This window comes from Streptomyces sp. NBC_01525 (genome assembly GCF_045040405.1).
Lineage (GTDB): Bacteria > Actinomycetota > Actinomycetes > Streptomycetales > Streptomycetaceae > Streptomyces > Streptomyces benahoarensis.
This window is the reverse complement of the sequence record NZ_CP109397.1, coordinates 2076508-2097952: the sequence shown is the minus strand read 5'-3', so window position 1 is coordinate 2097952 and position 21445 is coordinate 2076508. Positions and strand designations below refer to the sequence as shown.

The window sequence follows — 21445 nt, the reverse complement described above, 5'->3', positions numbered from 1 at the left end:
GTATGTTACCGGCGCGTCGGGCCCGGTAACGGGCCGTTCCCGGGGTGGTCGGAGAGGTGCGGAAGGTGTGCATCCGTCCCGTTGGCCGAGGGGGGAGCGGGCGGGGGTGCTCCCGGGCGACGGTGGCACGCGGAGGGTCGCCGCGCCGCCTCCGGTGGTTGCCGCAGGTGCCGCCGCCGCGGGTACGGGTGCGCCGCGGCGGGGTGTTCGAGCGGGCGGCGGTGCATTGCTTGCCTTCCTCCGACGCCGATGCGGCCAGGTCAGGGACGCCCGCGGCGAGCGCCGCGGCGACGAGAAAAGCGTAGGGGGCCGCCGCGCCCTTCACCAGGGATGGACGGACGTCGTTCGCCTCACAACGCCGGGCCCGGAGAGGGCGGTTGACGAGGCGGCCCCCGGTGATCTAAACGGGTGGGCGGCGCGTTCTCCGGGGCCTTCTGCCGTCGGTGTCCGGCCCCGGCGCGCAAGGCATTTCCGCGCGCCGGTCCGCACCCTCGCGCGCCCTCGGGCCTCTTGCGCCGGATCACCTGGATGGCGTCACACCGGCGGGATCCCGGCCCGGTGTCTGTCGTGAAATCCCCGAAGGCTGACGGATTTTCGCTCACCCTCTGAGTTTTTCTCGAAAGAACGGCCGGATGGCCGGGGTTTACGGAATAAGGGGCGCCGTACCGAAAGGGGTCTTACGGGCCCATGTGTGGCCTCCGTCCATGCCGTCCGGCAAGGTGCCGGAAAAGGAATGCATGCACGAACGGGCCGCCTTGTGGAGGCGCGCACTCTTTCATCGGACCGGTGGCCCGGCGCCCTCCGAATGGGGCCCGGACCGCCCGATGTTCACCGCCATGTGAAGCATTGGCCATAACCCTGGTCCGGTTACCCGATCAGGGCTTTGCGGTGCGCCCCTCGTTGCGCAGTCCGGGCCGAGGGGTCACTCTTTACCCCCCAACGGCGAAAGCCCCGACAGAAGGTGTGGGTCTCCGATGGACCGGATCGAAGAAGTTGAATCCGTCACCAAAGAATTGCGAAATACCCTCGCACGCGCGGGGATCGTCCTGCCGTCCCTTGGTCCCGACCCCGTTTCCTGTGCCAATTACGCGATGCTCCCGCTGGTGGAATTGGGCCGCTGCACGATGGATGTCGCCCGGCGGCTGACGGACGCGCTGGGGGAACGATGAACACCGGGGTCCGGCCACCGGTCGGCGCCTTCGCCCTCGATATCCGTACGGCGCGGGTCGGCAAGGTCGTGGCGGTCGACGGTGAAATCCTCCGGCTGCGGCCGGTCGGCGGCGGCCGGGACTGGGAATGTGCCCGTACGACGGTGCGGCCGGCCACCGTCACCGAACGTCTCCGGGCGACGACCGCGTACGTGAACGCCCGCAGCAGAGGCGAATTGGCCTGACGCCCTTCCCGGCGGGGTCCGGGCCGAAAAGGCTCCACCCCGCCGCCCGGCGGCCCCCTTTGTCCGCCGATGTGCAATTCCCCGGCCGTTGTGCCTTCCGCGATTCCCCGGTTTTCCGCGATTCCCGAGCTTTCCGTGATTCCCGCCGTTATCGGCATTTCCGCCGCCCCGTCCGCACGCACGCGTCCGCACCGCCCGCGCCGACGGTGCGGACATTCCCCGCCCCCGACCGCCCGCCCGTCGCCCCCGGCGGATGCGGGACAATGGCGCCATGAGTCTGTTCCGCGACGACGGCATCGTGCTGCGCACCCAGAAGCTCGGGGAGGCGGACCGGATCATCACGCTGCTCACCCGCGGCCACGGCCGGGTGCGGGCCGTGGCGCGCGGAGTGCGGCGGACGAAGTCGAAATTCGGTGCCCGGCTGGAGCCGTTCTCCCACGTCGACGTACAGTTCTTCGCCCGCGGCAGCGAGCTGGTCGGGCGCGGGCTGCCCTTGTGCACCCAGAGCGAATCGCTCGCCGCGTACGGCGGTGGCATCGTCACCGACTACGCCCGCTACACCGCGGGCACCGCGATGCTGGAGACGGCGGAGCGCTTCACCGACCACGAGGGCGAACCGGCGGTCCAGCAGTACCTGCTCCTCGTCGGCGGCCTGCGGACGCTGGCCCGCGGTGAGCACGCGCCGCATCTGGTGCTCGACGCCTTCCTGCTGCGCTCGCTGGCGGTGAACGGCTACGCCCCCAGCTTCGGCGACTGTGCGAAATGCGGGCTGCCCGGCCCGAACCGGTTCTTCTCGGTCGCTTCGGGTGGCGTGGTGTGCGGCGACTGCCGGGTGCCGGGAAGCGTCGTACCCTCCTCGGAGGCCATCGGGCTCCTCAGCGCGCTGTTGACCGGCGACTGGGCGACCGCGGACGCGAGCGAACCCCGGCATGCCCGGGAGGGCAGCGGGCTCGTCGCGGCGTATCTGCACTGGCATCTGGAGCGCGGGCTGCGTTCGCTCCGGTACGTGGAGAAATAGCCCGACGGTATGGTCCGGGCGGCGGCGCGAAGCCGCCCGGCGAACTCAATCGACCTCGGTATTCAAGACAATGGGAGACGTGGGCCGCATGGCACGACGCGGAATTCTGGGCCGTAATCGACGCGCATACGAGACGCCCGAGCCGCACCCCTCCGGTGCGCGTCCCCCGCAGATCCCCCGGGATCTCGTTCCCGAGCATGTGGCCATCGTCATGGACGGAAACGGCCGATGGGCCAAGGATCGCGGACTGCCGCGCACCGAAGGGCACAAGGTCGGCGAGGGTGTCGTCCTGGACGTCCTCAAGGGATGCATCGAAATGGGCGTGAAGAACCTCTCGCTCTACGCATTCTCCACCGAGAACTGGAAGCGTTCGCCGGACGAGGTCCGCTTCCTGATGAACTTCAACCGCGATGTCATCCGGCGGCGGCGTGACGAAATGGACGCGCTGGGTATTCGTATCCGCTGGGTCGGGCGCATGCCGAAGCTGTGGAAGTCCGTTGTCCAGGAGCTCCAGGTCGCGCAGGAGCAGACCAAGGACAATGACGCGATGACGCTTTATTTCTGCGTGAATTACGGCGGTCGGGCGGAGATCGCGGATGCCGCCGCGGCCATCGCTGCGGATGTGAAGGCGGGCAAACTCGACCCGTCCAAGGTCAGCGAGAAGACCGTCGCCAAATACATGTATTACCCGGACATGCCGGACGTTGATCTCTTCGTTCGCCCGTCGGGCGAACAGCGCACCTCGAACTACCTGATCTGGCAGAGCGCCTACGCCGAGATGGTGTTTCAGGACATTCTCTGGCCTGATTTCGACCGCCGGAACCTCTGGGATGCCTGCCTGGAGTACGCCCGGCGCGACCGCCGGTTCGGCGCGGCGCCGGTCGCGGAGGGCGAGTCGGCGACCTGACGGCCACCGGGCATGCGAAAGGGCCGCCTCCCGCTCGGGGAGGCGGCCCTTTCGCCGTGTCCGGGCGCTGCTACTTCTGCTCGGTCTCCGCGCAGTCGCCGCAGGTGCCGAAGATCTCGATGGTGTGGGCGACATCGCGGAAGCCGTGCTCGGCGGCGATCTGGTCGGCCCACTTCTCCACCGCCGGGCCCTCCACCTCGACGGCCTTGCCGCAGGAGCGGCAGACCAGGTGATGGTGGTGGTCGCCGGTGCTGCACCGGCGGTAGACGGCCTCGCCGTCGCTGGTCCGCAGGACGTCGACCTCACCGGCGTCCGCGAGCGACTGGAGCGTGCGGTAGACGGTGGTCAGGCCCACCGAGTCGCCCCGGTGCTTGAGCATGTCGTGCAGTTCCTGGGCGCTGCGGAACTCGTCGACCTCGTCGAGAGCGGCCGACACCGCGGTCCGCTGTCGCGTCGACCGGCCGCGTACCGGAGATCCCGCGCTCGTCGCCACCGTTGCCTCCTAGGTCCTGGTCGTCCCCCTGGACGGGCGTGTGGCCATTGTGCCAGGTGATGACCGGATCGCCGGGGGAACACCGACGACCCGCGGCGCCGCCCGGCGCGGGCCGCCCGCCGCGCCCGCCGGTCAGACCCGTACGTCGTCCGCCGGAGCGCGGCCCCTGGGTACTTCCAGGGTGCACCCGTCGGTGCCCCCCGTGGCGGCCCGCGCCCGCTTCCTGGCGAGTGGCGCGGCGAGCAGCGTGAAGAGGACGAAGACGGCGATGGCGAAGAGCACGATCGTGGCGCCGGACGGGACGTCGACGTAGTACGAGGTCGCGGTGCCGGTCACGGTGACGCCGACGCCGATCGCCACGGCCAGCGCGAAGGTGACCGCGAAGCTGCGGCTGATCTGCTGGGCGGCGGCGACCGGGATCACCATCAGTGCGGAGACCAGCAGCAGGCCGACGACGCGCATCGCGACGGTGACGGTGACCGCGGCGGTGACCGCGATCAGCAGGTTCAGCAGCCGTACCGGCAGGCCGGTGACGCGGGCGAACTCCTCGTCCTGGCAGACCGCGAAGAGCTGGCGGCGCAGCCCCACGGTGATCGCCAGGACCAGCGCGGCCAGCACCCAGATCGCCGTCATGTCCTGCGCGGAGACGGTGGTGATCGAGCCGAAGAGGTAGGTGCTGAGGTTGGCGTTGGAACCGGCGTCCGAGAGGTTCATCAGCATCACGCCGCCCGCCATGCCGCCGTAGAACAGCATGGCCAGCGCCAGATCGCCGCGGGTCTTCCCGTACCAGCGGATCAGCTCCATGGCGACGGAACCGGCGATGGCGACGAAGGTGGCGATCCACACCGGACCGGCCCAGGCCGAGCCGCTGTTGATCAGGAAACCGAGGCCGACGCCGGTGAGGGCGACATGGCCGATGCCGTCGCCCATCAGGGACTGGCGGCGCTGGACGAGGTAGATGCCGATGGCGGGTGCGGTGATGCCGACGATCAGGGCGGCGATCAGGGCCCGCTGCATGAAGGCGTAGGTCAGGATTTCCATCTCAGCTCAGCAGTCCCGTCCCCAGCATCGCGGGGGCCGTGTCGTCGGCGTGCGGGTGGACGTGGTCGTGGCCGGGCAGGGCGTGCTGGCCCACGGCCTCGGGCGGCGGGCCGTCGTGCACGACGCAGCCGTCGCGGAGCACCACCGCCCGGTCGATCAGCGGCTCCAGCGGGCCCAGCTCGTGCAGGACGAGCAGGACGGTGGTGCCGCGGGCGACCTGTTCCCGCAGCGCGCTCGCCAGCACCTCCTGGCTGGCGAGGTCCACCCCGGCCATCGGCTCGTCCATGATCAGCAGTTCCGGTTCGACGGCCAGCGCGCGGGCGATCAGCACCCGCTGGTGCTGGCCGCCGGAGAGCGCGGCGGCGGAGTCCTTGGCGCGGTCGGCCATCCCGACCAGCTCCAGCGCGTGGTGGACCGCCTCGCGGTCGGCGCGGCGCGGCAGCCCGAAGCGGCTGCGGGCCAGGCGCCCCGAGGCGACGATCTCCCGGACCGTGGCGGGCACCCCGCCCGCCGCCGTGGTGCGCTGCGGTACGTAGCCGACGCGGTGCCACTCCTTGAAGCGGCGCAGCGGGGTGCCGAAGAGGGTGAGGTCGCCGCCGGTCAGCGGCACCTGGCCGATGACGGAGCGGACGGCGGTGGACTTGCCGGAGCCGTTGGCGCCGAGCAGGGCGACGACCTCTCCGGTGCGGACGGTCAGGTCGACGCCGCGCAGGACGGGCCGGGCTCCGAGCGACGCGGTGGCGCCGCGCAGCGCGATGACCGGGCCGTCGGGCTGCGGGGGTGACGTTTCTTCCATGCTGACCTCCGTCGTGGGCCCGGGGTGAGTGGTCACTTGGTGCCGAGCGCCTTCTGGAGGGCGGCGAGGTTGGCGTGCATCACGCCGAAGTAGTCCTTGCCGCGGGAGGCGTCGGTGATCCCCTCCAGGGGGTCGAGGACGTCGGTCTTCAGGTGCAGGTCACCGGCGAGGGCCTTGGCGGTGGCCGGGTTGGCGAGCGTTTCGAAGAAGACCGTCGAGACATGGTGCTTCTCGGCCACGGTGTGGAGGTTCTTGATGCGGTTCGCGCTGGGCTCGGACTCGGGGTCGAGGCCGTTGATGGCCTCCTCGGTCAGGCCGTAGCGCTCGGCGAGGTAGCCGAAGGCCGCGTGGGTGGTGAGGAAGGTGTCCGACGCGCGGTTCTTCAGGCCGTCCCTGAAGTCGGCGTTCAGCCCGTCCAGCTTCTTGACCAAGGCGTCGGTGTTCTTCTGGAAGTCGGCCTTGTGGGCGGGGTCGGCCTTGGCCAGCGTCGCGCTCACGCCCTTGGCGACCTCGGCGTACTTCACGGGGTCGAGCCAGATGTGCGGGTCGGCATCGGCCCCGGAAGCGGAGTGGCCGTGGTGGTGGCCGTCGACCTCGGCGCCGTGCTCCTCCAGGGAGGTCATGGTGGCGGCGTCGGCGACGTTCTTGACGCCGGACTGGGCGACCGCCTCGTCGACGGCGGGCTGCAGCCCCTTGAGGTAGACGATCGCGTCGGACTCGCCGAGCCGGCCGGTCTGCTGGGGGGTCAGCTCCAGGTCGTGCGGTTCGACGCCGGGCTTGGTGAGGTTGGACACCTCGACGTGGTCGCCGCCGATCTGCCGGGCGAGGAACTCCATCGGATAGAAGGACGCCGTCACCCTCACCTTCCCGCCACTGCCGCCCGTGGTGACGGCGGAGCAGGCGGAGAGGGCCAGAAGGCCGAGGCCGCAGGCTCCGGCGAGGACGGCGGTGGGTATGCGACGGCGTACGTTCATGACTGTCATTTTCAACAAAAGTGGAAACGATTGTCAACAACATGTTCGAACGGAACCCTGGGACGGGTGGTACCGGGAGGAAGCGGAGAGGTGCCCCAGGCGATTTGGCCCGGGGGGCACGCCCGCCGGTAACCTGAATCATTCACCCGCACCGGCGCGCAGCGCCGCCGCCCATCCACCGTTCGCCGTCGTAATGAAGAGAGCACCGTGGCCGCCGACAAGATCGACAGCATCGTCAGCCTGAGCAAGCGCCGTGGCTTCGTCTACCCCTGCAGTGAGATCTACGGCGGTTCGCGCGCCGCCTGGGACTACGGTCCGCTGGGCGTCGAGCTGAAGGAGAACCTCAAGCGCCAGTGGTGGCGCGCCATGGTCACCTCGCGCGAGGACGTCGTCGGTATCGACTCGTCGGTGATCCTGGCCCCCGAGGTCTGGGTGGCCTCCGGTCACGTCGCCACCTTCACCGACCCGCTCACCGAGTGCACCTCCTGCCACAAGCGCTTCCGCGCCGACCACCTGGAGGAGGCGTACGAGGCGAAGCACGGCCGCCTCCCCGCCAACGGTCTGGCCGACCTGAACTGCCCGCACTGCGGCAACAAGGGTGGCTTCACCGAGCCCAAGCAGTTCTCCGGTCTGCTCTCCACCCACCTCGGCCCCTCGCAGGACACCGCCTCGGTGGCCTACCTGCGCCCCGAGACCGCGCAGGGCATCTTCACCAACTTCGCGCAGGTCCAGCAGACCTCCCGGAAGAAGCCTCCCTTCGGCATCGCGCAGATGGGCAAGTCCTTCCGGAACGAGATCACTCCGGGCAACTTCATCTTCCGCACCCGCGAGTTCGAGCAGATGGAGATGGAGTTCTTCGTCAAGCCGGGCGAGGACGAGCAGTGGCACGAGTACTGGATGGCCGAGCGCTGGAACTGGTACCGCGACCTCGGTATCCGCGAGGAGAACATCCGGTGGTACGACCACCCCAAGGAGAAGCTCTCCCACTACGCCAAGCGCACCGCTGACATCGAGTACCGCTTCAACTTCGGCGGCACCGAGTTCTCGGAGCTGGAGGGCGTCGCCAACCGCACCGACTACGACCTGTCGTCGCACGCCAAGGCGTCCGGCCAGGACCTCTCCTACTTCGACCAGGAGGCCGGCGAGCGCTGGACCCCCTACGTCATCGAGCCGGCGGCGGGCGTGAACCGCGCGATGCTCGCCTTCATGCTCGACGCGTACATCGAGGACGAGGCGCCGAACGCCAAGGGCAAGATGGAGAAGCGCACGGTCATGCGCCTCGACCCGCGCCTGGCGCCGGTCAAGGTCGCGGTCCTGCCGCTCTCCCGCAACCCGCAGCTGTCGCCGAAGGCGAAGGGCCTCGCCACCGACCTGCGCAAGAACTGGAACATCGAGTTCGACGACGCGGGCGCCATCGGCCGCCGCTACCGCCGTCAGGACGAGATCGGCACCCCGTTCTGCGTCACCGTCGACTTCGACACCCTCGACGACAACGCGGTGACCGTCCGCGAGCGCGACACCATGAAGCAGGAGCGCGTCTCCCTGGACCAGATCCAGGCGTACCTGGGCGCGCGCCTCCTCGGCTGCTGACCCCGGCCGGGCACGCGCCCGTCACCTCTGAGCGTGGCCGCCGGCCCCGCCCGCGAACGCTGCGGGCGGGGCCGATGTGCTGTGCGCGGCGGATCAGCGCGCCGCCGGGCGGTCCGGGCGCAGCGCGAGCGCGCCGCACACCGCCGCCAGCGGGAGCTCGGCGGCCAGGGCCATGGCGACGGCGGTGGCCAGTTCGGCACCGGGCGCGGCGGTGGCGAGGTCCAGGGCGGCGTCGGCGAGCAGCAGCAGCGCGGCGCCCGCCGCGGGACGGCGGTGCCCCGGGGCGCCGCGCAGCAGGCGGCGGCCCGCGTTCAGCAGGGCGGCGGCCTCCAGGAGGTCCAGGGTCACCCACGCCGCGGCCTGCCCGGGCGGCAGCGTCGCGGCGAGGCAGACGGTCCACGGCAGCAGGGCGAGCCCGGCGCCGGTCAGCACCCGGCCCGGCCACCGGCGCCCTTCCGCGGCGAGCGGGCGCCAACCGGCCTTCACCGAGGGCGGGTTGAGGAGGAGCGTCATGATCCGGGTCCTTTGCGGCGACGGTGAACCCGGACGTCGGGCCCGCACTCCACCCTTGTCATCCGGGCTGCCGGTGTCGGTAGCCCACAGGCCCGGACCGGGGTGGTGCCAGGTGCACCCCCGATCCGGTCCCCACCTCCATGGCGGCCCCGCGCGGGCGCCCCGTACGGTTCCGGCATGACCCTCCCGCCCCGGTCGCGCCGGGCCCTGCTGCGGCTCCGGCGCGATCTCCTCTTCCTCGCGGCCGGGGTGCTGCCGCATCTGCTCGTGGTCCCGCTGTACCTGTGGGCGGCCGTACTCTTCGGCGCGACGGTGGCCGGCAGCGACTCGGACGCGCCGGTGATCCTCGCCGCCCCGCTCGCCCTGCTCTGCGCCGCCGGTCCGGGCCTGACGGAGGTCCAGCGGTGGCGGTTCCGGGCGCTGTGCGGGGTGGAGCTGCCGCGTCTCGGACTCCGGCGGCTGCGGCGGCAGTTCGGCTACAACGGGCTGATCGGCCCGCTCCTCGGCGCCCTCGAACTCCTGCTGCTGACGCTCCTGGTGGCGGGGCTGGCCGCGGCGACGGTGCTGCTGTGGATCTGGGCGGTGCCCTGGCAGTGGCGCATCGGCCACCCCGGCTACACCACCCAGGCCGCCTACCTCACCGGGCTCGGCCTGCTCGCGCTGGCCGCCGTCGTCCCGCTCGCCGCCGGGCTGGTACGGCTGGAGAACCTGGTGGGGCGGGCGGTGCTGGGCGTCAGCCGCTCCGACGAGTTGGAGCGGCGGGTCGAGGACCTGACCGCGAGCCGGGCGGGGGCGGTGGACGCGGCGGACGCCGAACGCCGCCGTATCGAACGCGACCTCCACGACGGGGCCCAGCAGCGCCTGGTGTCCCTCGCGCTCAACCTCGGGCTGGCGAAGGCGACCCTCACCGACCTGCCGCCGGAGGCCAGGGAGGTCATCGAGGCGGCCCACCGCGAGGCGAAGGACGCGATCGAGGAGCTGAACCACCTCGTCCGCGGGCTGCACCCCGCCGTCCTCGACGAACTCGGCCTGGACGCCGCCCTGTCGGGGCTCGCGGCCCGCGCGCCGCTGCCCGTACGGCTGCGGGTCGATCCCCTGGAGCGGACGGCCGCCGCCGTCGAGGGCGTCGCGTACTTCGTCGTCTCCGAGGCGCTCACCAATGTCGCCAAGCACGCGCGCGAGGCGACCCGGGCCGAGGTGACGGTCACCAGGGTCGGCGGAATACTGCGGGTGGTGATCGCCGACGACGGGATGGGCGGGGCCGATCCCGCCCGGGGCAGCGGTCTGAAGGGGCTGGCGCAGCGGGTGCGTTCCGTGGACGGGACGTTCCGGATGAGCAGCCCCGTGGGCGGCCCGACGATGATGAGTGTGGAGCTGCCGTGCCCGGGGTGAACGCGCCGACGGCGCTTGCCACCGGGCCCGGCGCGAGCGAGGGGGCGAGCGGTGTGCGTCGTGCGGTGATCGCGGAGGACTCCGTCCTGCTGCGGATCGGGCTGGTCAAGGTGGTGGAGATGGCCGGTTTCACGGTCGCCGCCGAGGCGGGGGACGCGGCCGGGCTGCTGGCCGCCGTCGCCGAACACCGGCCGGAGCTGGCCGTCGTGGACGTCCGGATGCCGCCCGGCTTCACGGACGAGGGCGTCCGGGCCGCGTTGTCGATCCGGCGGGAGTGGCCGGACACGGCGGTGCTGCTGCTCTCCCAGTACGTCGAGGAGCGGTACGCGGCCGATCTCCTCGCGGCCCACACCGGCGGGGTGGGGTACCTCCTCAAGCAACGCGTCGCGGACGTCGAGGAGTTCGTCGAGGCGCTGCGCCGGGTCGCCGGCGGCGGCACCGCCCTCGACCCGCAGGTCGTCTCCCAGCTGCTGGTGCGCCGGGCGAGCGACCCCCTGGAGCGGCTGACCGCACGGGAGCGGGAGGTCCTGGCGCTGATGGCGGAGGGCCGCTCCAACGCCGCCGTCGCGGCGCAGCTGGTGGTGGGCGAGAGCGCGGTCGCCAAGCACATCAACAGCATCTTCACCAAGCTCGACCTGCCGAAGGCGGACGCCGACCACCGCCGGGTGCTGGCGGTGCTGCGGTTCCTCGGCGTGGCGGCACCGGGCCGCTGATCCGGCGGGGCCGGGCGAGAGCCGCGTCAGCGGGCGCCCGGCCGCCCGGCGGCCGACGGTGCCCCGGGCCTCACCGTCCGGGCGCGGGGCCCGGTGCCCCGGGCCTCAGCGTCCCGCCCCCGACCGCGCCACCCCCGGTACCGTCTCGCCGTCGAAGAGCGCGGCGGTGCGGCGGGCCGTCGTACGGGCCCGGACGCCGGTGGTCAGGGCGCCGAGCAGCAGGACGGCGGCGCCGCAGCCGGCGATGATCCACCAGGCGGGGCGGGCGGCCGCGACGAAGTCGGCCGCGGCCGCCGCGCCACCCGGGCCCGCGGTCCGTACGCCACCGGCCAGTACCGCGCCGATCACCGCGACGCCCAGCGACGAGCCGACCTGGCGGCTGGTGGACGCCACGGCCGCCGCGACGCCCGCCTGGGCCCGCGGCATCCCGGAGACCGCGGTGTTGGTGATCGGCGCGTTGACCAGGCCGAAGCCGATGCCGAACAGGACGTACCCGGTGAACAGCAGCGCGGTGGTCGACTCGGCGTCGAACGCCGCGAACATCAGCCCGCTGGCGCCCATCGCGCAGCCCGCGAGCAGCAGCGGCAGCCGTGGCCCGCGGTTGCCGACCAGCCGCCCGGACAGCGGGGCGCACACCAGTGTCATCCCGGCCATCGGCAGCATGTACAGCCCGGCCTCCAGGGCGGAGCGGCCCCGGATGTCCTGGAGGTAGAGCGTGTTGAGGAAGAGGAACCCGGCCAGCGACGCGAAGGCGCAGACGGCTGTGACGGTGGCGCCGCTGAACGGCACGCTGTGGAAGAACCGCAGGTCGATCAGGGGTTCGCGGCGCCGCCGCTCGTAGCCGATCAGCGCGGCCAGCGCGGCCAGCGCGACGGCGGTGAACGTCAGGATCTCCGCGGAGAGCCAGCCCGTGCCCGGCGCCTCGATGATCGCGTACGTCAGGGCGCCCAGCAGCGCGATGACCAGCAGCTGGCCGACCGGATCGGGGCGGCGCGGCCGCGGTGCGCGGGACTCGGGGACGTACCGCAGGGTGAGGAAGAGGGCGAGGGCGCCGATCGGGACGTTGATCCAGAAGATCGAGCGCCAGCCGACGGACTCCACCAGCAGCCCGCCGATGACCGGCCCGGCGGCCATGCTGATGCCGACGACGCCGCCCCACACGCCGATCGCCCGGGCCCGCGCGCGCGGTTCCGTGAAGGTGTTGGTGATGATCGACATCGCGACGGGGTTGAGCATCGACCCGCCGACGGCCTGCACCATGCGGAAGACGACCAGCCAGGTGAGGCTGGGCGCGAGGCTGCACAGCAGCGAGCCCAGGCTGAAGACGGTCAGCCCGACGGTGAAGACGCGGCGCCGCCCGAGCCGGTCCGCGGTCGAGCCGGACAGCATCAGCAGCGACGCCAGGACCAGCGTGTAGGCGTCGATGGTCCACTGCAGGCCGGAGACGGAGGCGTGCAGCTCGCGCTGGAGGGAGGGGAGTGCGACGTTGAGGACGGTGTTGTCGAGGCTGACGATCAGCAGGCTCATGCAGCAGATCGCCAGGACGAGCAGGCGCCGCCGGTGGCTCAGCTCAGACATGGTTGAACGCTACAACGATATGTGCGGGGCGGCCCGGCCGGACGACGGGTTCCGGCCCGGCGTTGCGCGCGCCCGCGTGCCCGGCGCCGCCCCGGACCGGCCTGCACGGTGTGGTCCGGCGTCGCCCGGCGCAGGCCCGGTCCGACCCTCCCCGCACGCCCCGGCCCGGCCCCGGCCGCCGGTCCGGAAGGCACCCGCCGGGCCCGCCCGCCGGATGCGGGACAATGGGAGGTCGCACCGCCGGGTCGCCCGGCGCCGCACCGCCCCCGACCGCCGAAGGAATCCGCCTGCCATGACCTCGCTCCAGATCGGACCGCACACGGCGTCCCCGCCCGTGGTGCTCGCGCCCATGGCCGGGATCACCAACGCCCCGTTCCGGACGCTGTGCCGGGAGTTCTCCGGCGGCAAGGGCCTCTTCGTCAGCGAGATGATCACGACGCGGGCACTGGTCGAGCGCAACGAGAAGACCATGCAGCTGATCCACTTCGACGCGTCCGAGAAGCCGCGCTCGATCCAGCTGTACGGCGTCGACCCGGACACCGTCGGCAAGGCCGTCCGCATGATCGCCGACGAGGATCTGGCCGACCACATCGACCTGAACTTCGGCTGCCCGGTCCCCAAGGTGACCCGTAAGGGCGGCGGCTCCGCGCTGCCGTACAAGCGGCCGCTGCTGCGGGCGATCCTGCGCGACGCGGTGGCGAACGCGGGCAGCCTGCCGGTGACGATGAAGATGCGCAAGGGCATCGACGACGGCCACCTCACCTACCTCGACGCGGGCCGGATCGCCGCCGAGGAGGGCATCACCGCCCTCGCGCTGCACGGCCGGACCGCCGCCCAGCACTACAGCGGCACCGCCGACTGGGACGCCATCGCCCGCCTCAAGGAGCACGTTCCGGAGATCCCGGTGCTCGGCAACGGCGACATCTGGTGCGCCGACGACGCGCTGCGGATGGTCCGCGAGACCGGCTGCGATGGCGTGGTCGTCGGCCGCGGTTGCCTGGGCCGCCCCTGGCTCTTCGGCGATCTGGTCGCCGCCTTCGAGGGCACCGGTACGTACACCGAGCCGACGTTCCAGCAGGTCGCGGCCGTGATGGTGCGGCATGCGGCGCTGCTCGGCGAGTGGATCGGCGACGAGAAGCGCGGCGTGATCGACTTCCGCAAGCACGTCGCCTGGTACACCAAGGGCTTCGCGGTCGGCTCCGAGATGCGCCGCGGCCTCGCCGTCAGCTCCTCCCTCGCGGAGCTGGAGGATCTGCTCGGCAGGATCGACGGCGACCAGCCGTGGCCCGCGGGCGCCGACGGTCCGCGCGGCCGCACCTCGGGCCGCGACCGCGTCGTCCTGCCCGACGGCTGGCTCGACGACCCCAACGACTGCACGGGCGTCGGCGCCGACGCCGAACTGGACACCTCGGGCGGCTGAGCCCCGGCCCGGCACCCGCACCGGACCAGCTGGTTCCGCGCCCGCCCGGCCCGGCGCCCGCCGCCGCCCGGCCGGGGCCGCCGCGCCGGACGCCCGCGCGCTCATGGCCGTCCGCTCGGCGGCACCACCTCGGCCGCCGGTACCGGTCCGGGCGGGGTGCCGTCGCCGAACGGGCGGCCGCCCATCTCCTCGCGGTGGTGTGGCGTCAGCCAGCCGTCCAGCTCCGGGCCGTCCGGCACGATCCCGGTCGGGTTCACGCCGCTGTGCACCCGGTAGTAGTGCTGCTTGATGTGGTGGAAGTCGACGGTGTCGCCGAACCCGGGCGTCTGGTAGAGGTCCTTCGCGTACGCCCACAGCACCGGGTCCTCGGCCAGCTTGAAGCGGTTGCACTTGAAGTGGCCGTGGTAGACGGGGTCGAACCGCACCAGCGTGGTGAAGAGCCGGATATCGGCCTCGGTGATCGTGTCCCCGACGAGGTAGCGCCGCTCGGCCAGCCGCTCCGACAGCAGGTCCAGCCGCCGGAACACCGCCGCGTACGCCGTGTCGTACTCCTCCTGCCCGGTCGCGAACCCGGCGCGGTAGACCCCGTTGTTGACGTCCCGGTAGACGCCCTCCATCACCTCGTCGATCTCGTCACGCAGCGCCTCGGGGTAGAGGTCGGGCGCCCCGGGCCGGTGCAGCGCCCGCCACTCGGTGGCCAGGTCGAGCGTGATCTGCCGGAAATCGTTGGTGACGAGCTGTCCGCTCGGTACGTCCACGACCGCCGGGACGCTGACCCCGCCCGGGTATCCCGTCTCCCGCCGGTCGTACGCCTTGCTCAGGAAGCGGATGCCGAGGACGGGGTCGCGGCCGCCGGGGTCGAGGGTGAAGCGCCAGCTGCGGTCGTCCTGGATCGGGTCGACGATCCCCAGGGACAGCGCGTCCTCCAGCCCGAGCAGCCGCCGGGAGATCACCACCCGGCTCGCCCAGGGGCAGGCGCGGCTGGCGATCAGCCGGTAGCGCCCCGCCTCGACCGGCCAGCCGAACCGGCCGTCGGCGGTGATGCGGTCGGCGAAGTGGCTGCGGGAACGGGAGAACGGCTTGCGGCCGTAGGCGGTGTTGCCGACGCCGTCGCCGGTGGCGGACGCGGCTCCTCCTGCTGTGGGGGCGGCGTCCTCGGGTCCGGCGTCGTGGCTGTCGTGCGGGCGGGCCATCGCTCACTCCTTGCCGTGGGGTGCTGCTTGCCCGCCAGCTTTCCCGCCCGGGGCCGCCGCGTCCTGGAGGCATGGGCCGACCGGGCGCCCCGCCACCTGGCAGAGATCCGGAATCGGACCCGAGAGTGCTCGAATGATGGGACCGCAGCCCGTCCGAGCGCGTGATTCTCGCCACCCCTGATAGCCCCTGTGCTCAGATGAGCGGTTCGCGTGGGGTCCATCTCTCCAATGCTGGCACTGGGTGCCACGTAGTTGATGTTCATTACTCGTAGTGATGAACTCCAGAGAGTGAGGAAGCTGCGCAACTCGGCAACACTCCGCGCACGTCCGTTCAAGTGATGTATTCACTCGCCAAGGAGATATCTCTTTCGATCCGGTGGCGGACGGGCGGTTACGTACGGATGTCGACCAAGTGGACGTACCCAGATGCCTGCGATCTGGGTATGTTCCTCGCCGTCAGGGCAGCCATCCGCGAGGAGTCCAGTCCCGTGTCGGAAACACAGAATCCCCACGTAACCCAGCTTGCGTCCGCGAAGTTCGTGTACGACTTCACCGAGGGGAACAAGGACCTCAAGGATCTGCTCGGCGGCAAGGGCGCCAACCTCGCCGAGATGACGAACCTCGGTCTTCCCGTCCCGCCCGGCTTCACCATCACCACCGAAGCCTGCAAGGTGTACCTGGAGAGCGGGGAGGAGCCCGCGGCACTCCGTGCCGAGGTTTCGCACCACCTCGACGCCCTTGAGCAGCGGATGGGCAAGAAGCTCGGCCAGGCCGACGACCCGCTGCTCGTATCGGTGCGTTCGGGTGCGAAGTTCTCCATGCCCGGCATGATGGACACCGTCCTCAACATCGGCCTCTCCGACGCCTCGGTGAGCGGCCTGGCGCAGCAGGCGGGCTCCGAGCGGTTCGCGTGGGACTCCTACCGCCGCCTCATCCAGATGTTCGGCAAGACCGTGCTGGACGTCGACGGCGACCTCTTCGAGGAGGCGCTGGAGGAGGCGAAGAAGGCCAAGGGCGTCACCGTCGACGTCGACCTCGACGCGGGCGACCTCAAGACGCTGGTCGAGCAGTTCAAGGGCATCGTCGCCCAGGAGACCGGCCGGGACTTCCCGCAGAACCCGCGCGAGCAGATGGACCTCGCCGTCCGCGCGGTCTTCGACTCGTGGAACACCGACCGCGCCAAGCTCTACCGCCGCCAGGAGCGCATCCCCGGCGACCTCGGCACCGCCGTCAACGTCTGCTCGATGGTCTTCGGCAACCTCGGCCCGGAATCCGGCACCGGCGTCGCCTTCACCCGCGACCCGGCCAGCGGCCACCAGGGCGTCTACGGCGACTACCTGCAGAACGCGCAGGGCGAGGACGTCGTCGCCGGTATCCGCAACACCGTGCCGCTGGCCGACCTGGAGGGCATCGACAAGACCTCCTACGACCAGCTGATGCAGATCATGGAAACGCTCGAAACGCACTACAAGGACCTGTGCGACATCGAGTTCACCATCGAGCGCGGCAAGCTGTGGATGCTCCAGACCCGCGTCGGCAAGCGCACCGCCGGCGCCGCCTTCCGCATCGCCACCCAGCTCGTCGACCAGGGACTCATCGACGAGGCCGAGGCCCTGCAGCGGGTCAACGGCGCGCAGCTGGCGCAGCTGATGTTCCCCCGCTTCGACCTGGGGGCGAAGGCCGACACCATCGGCCGCGGCATCGCCGCCTCGCCCGGCGCCGCCGTCGGCAAGGCCGTCTTCGACTCGTACACCGCGGTCAAGTGGTCCCGCTCGGGTGAGAAGGTCATCCTCATCCGCCGTGAGACCAACCCCGACGACCTCAACGGCATGATCGCCGCCGAGGGCATCCTCACCTCCCGCGGCGGCAAGACCTCGCACGCCGCCGTCGTCGCCCGCGGCATGGGCAAGACCTGTGTCTGCGGCGCCGAGGAGCTGGAGGTGGACACCAAACGCCGCCGGATGACGACGCAGGACGGCGTGGTCGTCGAGGAGGGCGACACCGTCTCCATCGACGGCTCGACCGGCAAGGTCTACGTCGGCGAGGTGCCCGTCGTACCGTCCCCGGTCGTCGAGTACTTCGAGGGCCGGATGCACGCCGGTGCCGACGACGCCGACGAGCTGGTCAAGGCCGTCCACCGGATCATGGCGTACGCGGACCGGGTCCGCCGTCTGCGGGTCCGCGCCAACGCCGACAACGCCGAGGACGCCGCCCGCGCCCGCCGGTTCGGCGCCCAGGGCATCGGCCTGTGCCGCACCGAGCACATGTTCCTCGGCGAGCGCCGCGAGATGGTCGAGCGCCTGATCCTCGCCGACACCGACGCCGACCGGGACGCCGCCCTGGAGCAGCTGCTGCCGCTCCAGAAGGCCGACTTCATCGAGCTGTTCGAGTCGATGGACGGCCTGCCGGTCACCGTCCGGCTGCTGGACCCGCCGCTCCACGAGTTCCTGCCCGACATCACCGAGCTGTCGGTCCGCGTCGCGCTCGCCGAGGCCCGCAAGGACGCCAACGAGAACGACCTGCGCCTCCTCCAGGCCGTCCACAAGCTGCACGAGCAGAACCCGATGCTGGGCCTGCGCGGCGTCCGCCTCGGCCTGGTCATCCCCGGTCTGTTCGCCATGCAGGTACGGGCCATCGCGGAGGCCGCGGCCGAGCGCAAGGAGGCCAAGGGCGACCCGCGTGCGGAGATCATGATTCCGCTGGTGGGCACCGTCCAGGAGCTGGAGATCGTCCGCGACGAGGCCGAGCAGGTCATCGCGGAGGTCGAGAAGACCCACGGCGTCAGCCTCAAGCTCACCCTCGGCACCATGATCGAACTGCCCCGCGCCGCTCTCACGGCCGGTCAGATCGCCGAGTCCGCCGACTTCTTCTCGTTCGGCACGAACGACCTCACGCAGACGGTCTGGGGTTTCTCCCGCGACGACGTCGAGGCCAGTTTCTTCACCGCGTACCTGGAGAAGGGCATCTTCGGCGTCAGCCCCTTCGAGACGATCGACAAGGATGGTGTCGGCTCGCTGGTCCGCAACGCCGCCGCGGCGGGCCGGGCGACCCGCCCCGACCTGAAGCTCGGCGTCTGCGGTGAGCACGGAGGCGACCCGGAGTCCGTGCACTTCTTCCACGAGGTCGGACTCGACTACGTCTCCTGCTCGCCGTTCCGCATCCCGGTCGCCCGCCTGGAGGCGGGCCGGGCGGCCGCGGAGTCGAAGGGCAGCGACAGCCGCTGAACCGAATTTCCGGGGCCCCACGGATGCCGAGCGCACCGTGGCGCCCCGGAAACGCACCACCGGAGCCGGCGGCCGGGCGCCCGACCCTCACCCGCCCCTCGCCGGACTCCGGAACCCAACGAGGGCGGCACCTTGTGCGCAGGTGCCGCCCTCGTTTTTTTGCGGCTGGGGACCGTCGGGAGCGCGTCAGTCTCAGAGTGGTCGGGTCGTGGCGACCAGGCGTCCCGCATGGTCCATCACGGAGATGGATCGGATGTCGGGAAGGTGCAGGGCACTCGCCCCCGTCACGGCGGCGCTGCCGTTGGGAGTGATCCCCCAGGTGGCCGCCTGCTCCTTGCGGCCGTCTACCGAGGAGACCTGGAGGACGAAGGGTCCTGGTGCTCCTGCGGGCAGGTCGGCCAGCGTGACGCTCACCGCAGTGCCCCAGGGCTTGGCCGTGAGCGTGGCACTGCCGGACACGGAGTACTCGGCGGCTGAGGTGAAGGCCGTGGCCGGGTCGGCCGAGTGCGGGAACGACAGCATCGACCCCAGTCCGAGCCCGGCAACCACGATCAGAGCCGCAGCCAATGCCAGCCACTGCCGACGAGCCCGGCGCCTGCGTGCGACATCGTCGGCGCGGACCTGCTCCAGCAGACGGCCGAGCCCGGCCGACGAAGCCGGGGGCGCCGCATCGGCGTCGGCCTCGCGCGTGGCCTGGAGACGGGGCGCGGGCATGCCCGGGGAACGGCGGAGCAGTCCCGCCAGCGGGGCCGAGCGCGCGAGCTCGTCACGGCATTCCCGGCACGTGGGCAGGTGGGACTCCAGGACGCGGCGGTCGGTCTCGCTGAGACCGCCCAGCACATACGCGCCGATCAGCATGCGCACGTCATCGTGGTCGGTGCTCACCGTAGAACTCCCATTTCTTCAAAGGCTGCGCGCAGGTTGCGTACGGCGTAGTAAGCGCGGGACTTGACCGTCCCCTCCGGGATCGTGAGCCGTGACGCGGACTCGGCGACGGTCAGCCCCTCGAAGTACAGCGCCTGGATCACGTCACGATGCTCGCTGGACAAGCGCTCCAACGCTGCGGTGATCACGTGCCCCTCCAGCGCCGCCTCCACATCATCGGCGGAAGGTATGGCCGCGAGTGCCTCGTTGTTGTAGAGCGGTTCCGGACGTCGCTGCTCAGCGCGCCAGCCGTCGGTGAGCACGTTGCGGGCGATCGTGAAGAGATACGAGCGGATGGTGACGTGGTGTGCCTCGATCTTGTCGATGCTGCGCCACGCCCGCAGCAGCGTCTCCTGCACGATGTCCTCCGCCTGCTCGGGACTGCGCACATATCTGCGCACGAAGGAGAGCAGCACATCGTGGTGCTCGGTGTACAACGCAGTCATCAACTGCTCGTCCGGCGTCACGCTCGATGTCCTCGTCTCGCAGGCTGGGGTCGCTTGGAGCATCGCCGGGCCCGGGCTACGGGCGGTGGACAGCCCGCGCCCCGGGGAGGCGCGGAACCAGATCCGATCCATCCGACTCACTTCCATACCTGACCGCACTGGCCGCGCCGTCTTCGAGGACGGCTGCGACATGCGGCTTCTTGTGTCCTGAGGCACTGATCGTGTGCCCTCGCGGCTACGTATACGACGAGCTGGGAGTTTGAGTTCACCTTGCAGGCAGCGGATGAACTCAGGTTCTCGCCGTCCGTTCGACCGAAGGCCCGTCGGCGCTTTTTGGCAGGGGTGTGCACGGGCGTGCAGACGCGGGGTCGGCGTGGAGACCACGGGCGCGCCGGACGGCATCCTCGTCCGGAGCCGTAGGGACAAGGAACCGCCGGAACGCGACCGTGACCAGCCCCCGGCGCGCGCCACCCAAGAAAGCATTACTGGTCGGCCTGAGGACTGAACCGGGTGCCGCAGGTGGTCGTACGCATGACCGCAAGCCTCTCAACACTCAGGAGAACACGTCATGAGCAAGAAGAAGCTCGGCTGGACCCTCGGCGCGGGTGCGACCATGGTCCTCGGCCTGGGCGTCGCGGCCTCCGCGCTGTCCGGCGCGAACGCCTCAAGCCCGGACACGTCCGCCGCCAGTACATCGCACCCGGTCAAGGTGGAGGTCCTCGCGCCCAAGAGCGGGGACAACGCGGGCGTGGAGGGCAAGGGCTGGTTCGTGGACCTGAAGCTCTCCTTCCGGGGCAAGACCCTGGCCCAGACCGGCTTCAACGGGCTCCAGCTCACCGGCCCGGCCGCGCACAACAACATCGCCCCCTTCCCCAGCACGTTCTCCACCGGCCAGGACGACAAGATCCCTGGACTGGTCGTGCTGGACTCCACCACCAACAGCACCCTCCCCGGCTTCTCCGGGCCCGGCACCAACCTGGCCAACCTGTTCAACCTCTCCGGCGTCACCAACCGCACCCCGGACAAGACCGAACTGTGGGACACCTGGATCGTGGGCGCCCCCATCGCGGGGCAGAAGGTCGACACCACCCTGACCGTGGCCGTCGTCGGCGACCTCAACCACGACGGCATCTACAACGACGCACCCAACGTCGTGAAGGACCTCAACGGCGATGGGAAGACCGACGCCAAGGACCTGGCTCTGATGGGCGTCGCCTCCAACATCGTCACCGTCCCCTTCCACATCAACGCCGACCCCGCCTGATCCCCGCCAGGTCATCAGGGCGCCGCCCGGGCTCGCCAGTTCCCCGGATACATCACCGCCGGCGCACGCCCGGCCATACCGAAGACCGCCCCTGCCCGCAGTGGCATCCCGCTCCGCGGGCAGGGGGTGGGGCCGACACCCGGCCCCACCCCCTGTGAGGAGCTACTCCCATGAACTCCCCGAAGACCCGTGTGGCCCTGGTGGCCTCCACGGCACTGCTGGTCGCCACCGGCGCAGCGTCGAACGTCACCGCCGCCCCTGCGCCAGGTACGGCCTGGACCACGCCCAGTCGCTGTTCCAGGAGCGCTGACACGGTTGGGCGAACACCGCCTCGACTGGCTGCTGGAGGAGTGGGGATCTCCGCTCCGATTGGTCATGCGGACGAGGGCGGCACCCGTGCGGAGGTGCCGCCCTCGCTCTTTCCGAACTCCCCCCTCGGGAGCCGCCGCCTCCCCTGTCGGCGTGGGGGGCGGCTTTCAACGCAATGCGGCGCGGCCGGTACCATGCCCGTCACCCCCCACGGGATCGAGCAATCCGGGCCGCGTACACCGGCGTTGAATTGAGTA

At 71.1% G+C, this 21445-nt stretch carries 19 protein-coding genes; 10 read left to right on the top strand and 9 right to left on the bottom strand.

Annotated features, from left to right (window positions below):
* Positions 1 to 974 precede the first annotated feature (974 nt).
* The 4 genes from OG422_RS09340 to OG422_RS09325 all read left to right on the top strand — a co-directional run bounded on the left by OG422_RS09340 (position 975) and on the right by OG422_RS09325 (position 3318).
* Positions 975 to 1169 carry a hypothetical protein gene (locus OG422_RS09340; RefSeq protein ID WP_078654204.1) on the top strand — a complete coding sequence of 65 codons (195 nt, stop codon included), beginning with the start codon at positions 975 to 977 and terminating at the stop codon, positions 1167 to 1169.
* Positions 1166 to 1393: a hypothetical protein gene (locus OG422_RS09335; RefSeq protein ID WP_405741908.1), complete on the top strand. Its 228-nt coding sequence runs from the start codon at positions 1166 to 1168 to the stop codon at positions 1391 to 1393. Before OG422_RS09340 ends, OG422_RS09335 begins: the two co-directional genes overlap by 4 nt.
* Positions 1394 to 1664: 271 nt before the next feature.
* Positions 1665 to 2411, top strand: a complete 747-nt coding sequence (gene recO / locus OG422_RS09330; RefSeq protein ID WP_405741906.1) for a DNA repair protein RecO — start codon at positions 1665 to 1667, stop codon at positions 2409 to 2411.
* 88 nt (positions 2412 to 2499) lie between these two features.
* Entirely contained in the window at positions 2500 to 3318 is an 819-nt protein-coding gene (locus OG422_RS09325) for an isoprenyl transferase (protein WP_405747706.1), read from the top strand.
* A 70-nt stretch (positions 3319 to 3388) separates the two neighbouring features.
* Here the strand turns inward: OG422_RS09325 and OG422_RS09320 are convergent, their stop codons facing one another.
* From OG422_RS09320 to OG422_RS09305, 4 genes are all read right to left on the bottom strand, one after another.
* Entirely contained in the window at positions 3389 to 3811 is a 423-nt protein-coding gene (locus OG422_RS09320) for a Fur family transcriptional regulator (protein ID WP_405741904.1), read from the bottom strand.
* Positions 3812 to 3943: 132 nt separating this feature from the next.
* Positions 3944 to 4852: a metal ABC transporter permease gene (locus OG422_RS09315; protein WP_405741902.1), complete on the bottom strand. Its 909-nt coding sequence runs from the start codon at positions 4850 to 4852 to the stop codon at positions 3944 to 3946.
* A gap of 1 nt (position 4853) precedes the next feature.
* Positions 4854 to 5648 carry a metal ABC transporter ATP-binding protein gene (locus tag OG422_RS09310; protein WP_405741900.1) on the bottom strand — a complete coding sequence of 265 codons (795 nt, stop codon included), beginning with the start codon at positions 5646 to 5648 and terminating at the stop codon, positions 4854 to 4856.
* A gap of 32 nt (positions 5649 to 5680) precedes the next feature.
* Positions 5681 to 6622, bottom strand: a complete 942-nt coding sequence (locus OG422_RS09305; RefSeq protein ID WP_405741898.1) for a metal ABC transporter substrate-binding protein — start codon at positions 6620 to 6622, stop codon at positions 5681 to 5683.
* A 207-nt stretch (positions 6623 to 6829) separates the two neighbouring features.
* Between OG422_RS09305 and OG422_RS09300 the strand changes: the two genes are divergently transcribed.
* Positions 6830 to 8212 carry a glycine--tRNA ligase gene (locus tag OG422_RS09300; protein ID WP_143940324.1) on the top strand — a complete coding sequence of 461 codons (1383 nt, stop codon included), beginning with the start codon at positions 6830 to 6832 and terminating at the stop codon, positions 8210 to 8212.
* A gap of 93 nt (positions 8213 to 8305) precedes the next feature.
* Here OG422_RS09300 and OG422_RS09295 read toward each other — a convergent pair whose 3' ends face one another.
* Complete coding sequence (locus tag OG422_RS09295; RefSeq protein WP_405741895.1) at positions 8306 to 8725, bottom strand: hypothetical protein; 420 nt, start codon at positions 8723 to 8725, stop codon at positions 8306 to 8308.
* A gap of 177 nt (positions 8726 to 8902) precedes the next feature.
* Between OG422_RS09295 and OG422_RS09290 the strand changes: the two genes are divergently transcribed.
* Positions 8903 to 10117 carry a sensor histidine kinase gene (locus OG422_RS09290; protein ID WP_405741893.1) on the top strand — a complete coding sequence of 405 codons (1215 nt, stop codon included), beginning with the start codon at positions 8903 to 8905 and terminating at the stop codon, positions 10115 to 10117.
* A 65-nt stretch (positions 10118 to 10182) separates the two neighbouring features.
* A complete protein-coding gene (locus OG422_RS09285; RefSeq protein WP_405747704.1) occupies positions 10183 to 10830 on the top strand; it encodes a response regulator in 648 nt (215 codons plus the stop codon).
* A gap of 105 nt (positions 10831 to 10935) precedes the next feature.
* Here the strand turns inward: OG422_RS09285 and OG422_RS09280 are convergent, their stop codons facing one another.
* Complete coding sequence (locus OG422_RS09280) at positions 10936 to 12408, bottom strand: MFS transporter (protein ID WP_405741891.1); 1473 nt, start codon at positions 12406 to 12408, stop codon at positions 10936 to 10938.
* Positions 12409 to 12700: 292 nt separating this feature from the next.
* On the opposite strand from OG422_RS09280, the gene dusB reads away from it, so the two are divergent.
* On the top strand, positions 12701 to 13828 hold the full coding sequence (dusB, locus tag OG422_RS09275; protein WP_143940321.1) for a tRNA dihydrouridine synthase DusB: 1128 nt from the start codon (positions 12701 to 12703) through the stop codon (positions 13826 to 13828).
* 101 nt (positions 13829 to 13929) lie between these two features.
* Here dusB and OG422_RS09270 read toward each other — a convergent pair whose 3' ends face one another.
* Positions 13930 to 15021 carry a glutathione S-transferase family protein gene (locus tag OG422_RS09270; RefSeq protein ID WP_405741888.1) on the bottom strand — a complete coding sequence of 364 codons (1092 nt, stop codon included), beginning with the start codon at positions 15019 to 15021 and terminating at the stop codon, positions 13930 to 13932.
* A 443-nt stretch (positions 15022 to 15464) separates the two neighbouring features.
* On the opposite strand from OG422_RS09270, the gene ppdK reads away from it, so the two are divergent.
* A complete protein-coding gene (gene ppdK, locus OG422_RS09265; RefSeq protein ID WP_405741885.1) occupies positions 15465 to 18245 on the top strand; it encodes a pyruvate, phosphate dikinase in 2781 nt (926 codons plus the stop codon).
* A 192-nt stretch (positions 18246 to 18437) separates the two neighbouring features.
* Here ppdK and OG422_RS09260 read toward each other — a convergent pair whose 3' ends face one another.
* Together OG422_RS09260 and OG422_RS09255 are read right to left on the bottom strand one after the other, a co-directional pair.
* Positions 18438 to 19130 carry a zf-HC2 domain-containing protein gene (locus OG422_RS09260; protein WP_405741882.1) on the bottom strand — a complete coding sequence of 231 codons (693 nt, stop codon included), beginning with the start codon at positions 19128 to 19130 and terminating at the stop codon, positions 18438 to 18440.
* Positions 19127 to 19636: a sigma-70 family RNA polymerase sigma factor gene (locus tag OG422_RS09255; RefSeq protein WP_405741879.1), complete on the bottom strand. Its 510-nt coding sequence runs from the start codon at positions 19634 to 19636 to the stop codon at positions 19127 to 19129. Before OG422_RS09255 ends, OG422_RS09260 begins: the two co-directional genes overlap by 4 nt.
* 547 nt (positions 19637 to 20183) lie before the next feature.
* Here OG422_RS09255 and OG422_RS09250 point away from each other — a divergent pair.
* Positions 20184 to 20879 carry a hypothetical protein gene (locus OG422_RS09250; RefSeq protein WP_405741876.1) on the top strand — a complete coding sequence of 232 codons (696 nt, stop codon included), beginning with the start codon at positions 20184 to 20186 and terminating at the stop codon, positions 20877 to 20879.
* Positions 20880 to 21445: the final 566 nt, after the last annotated feature.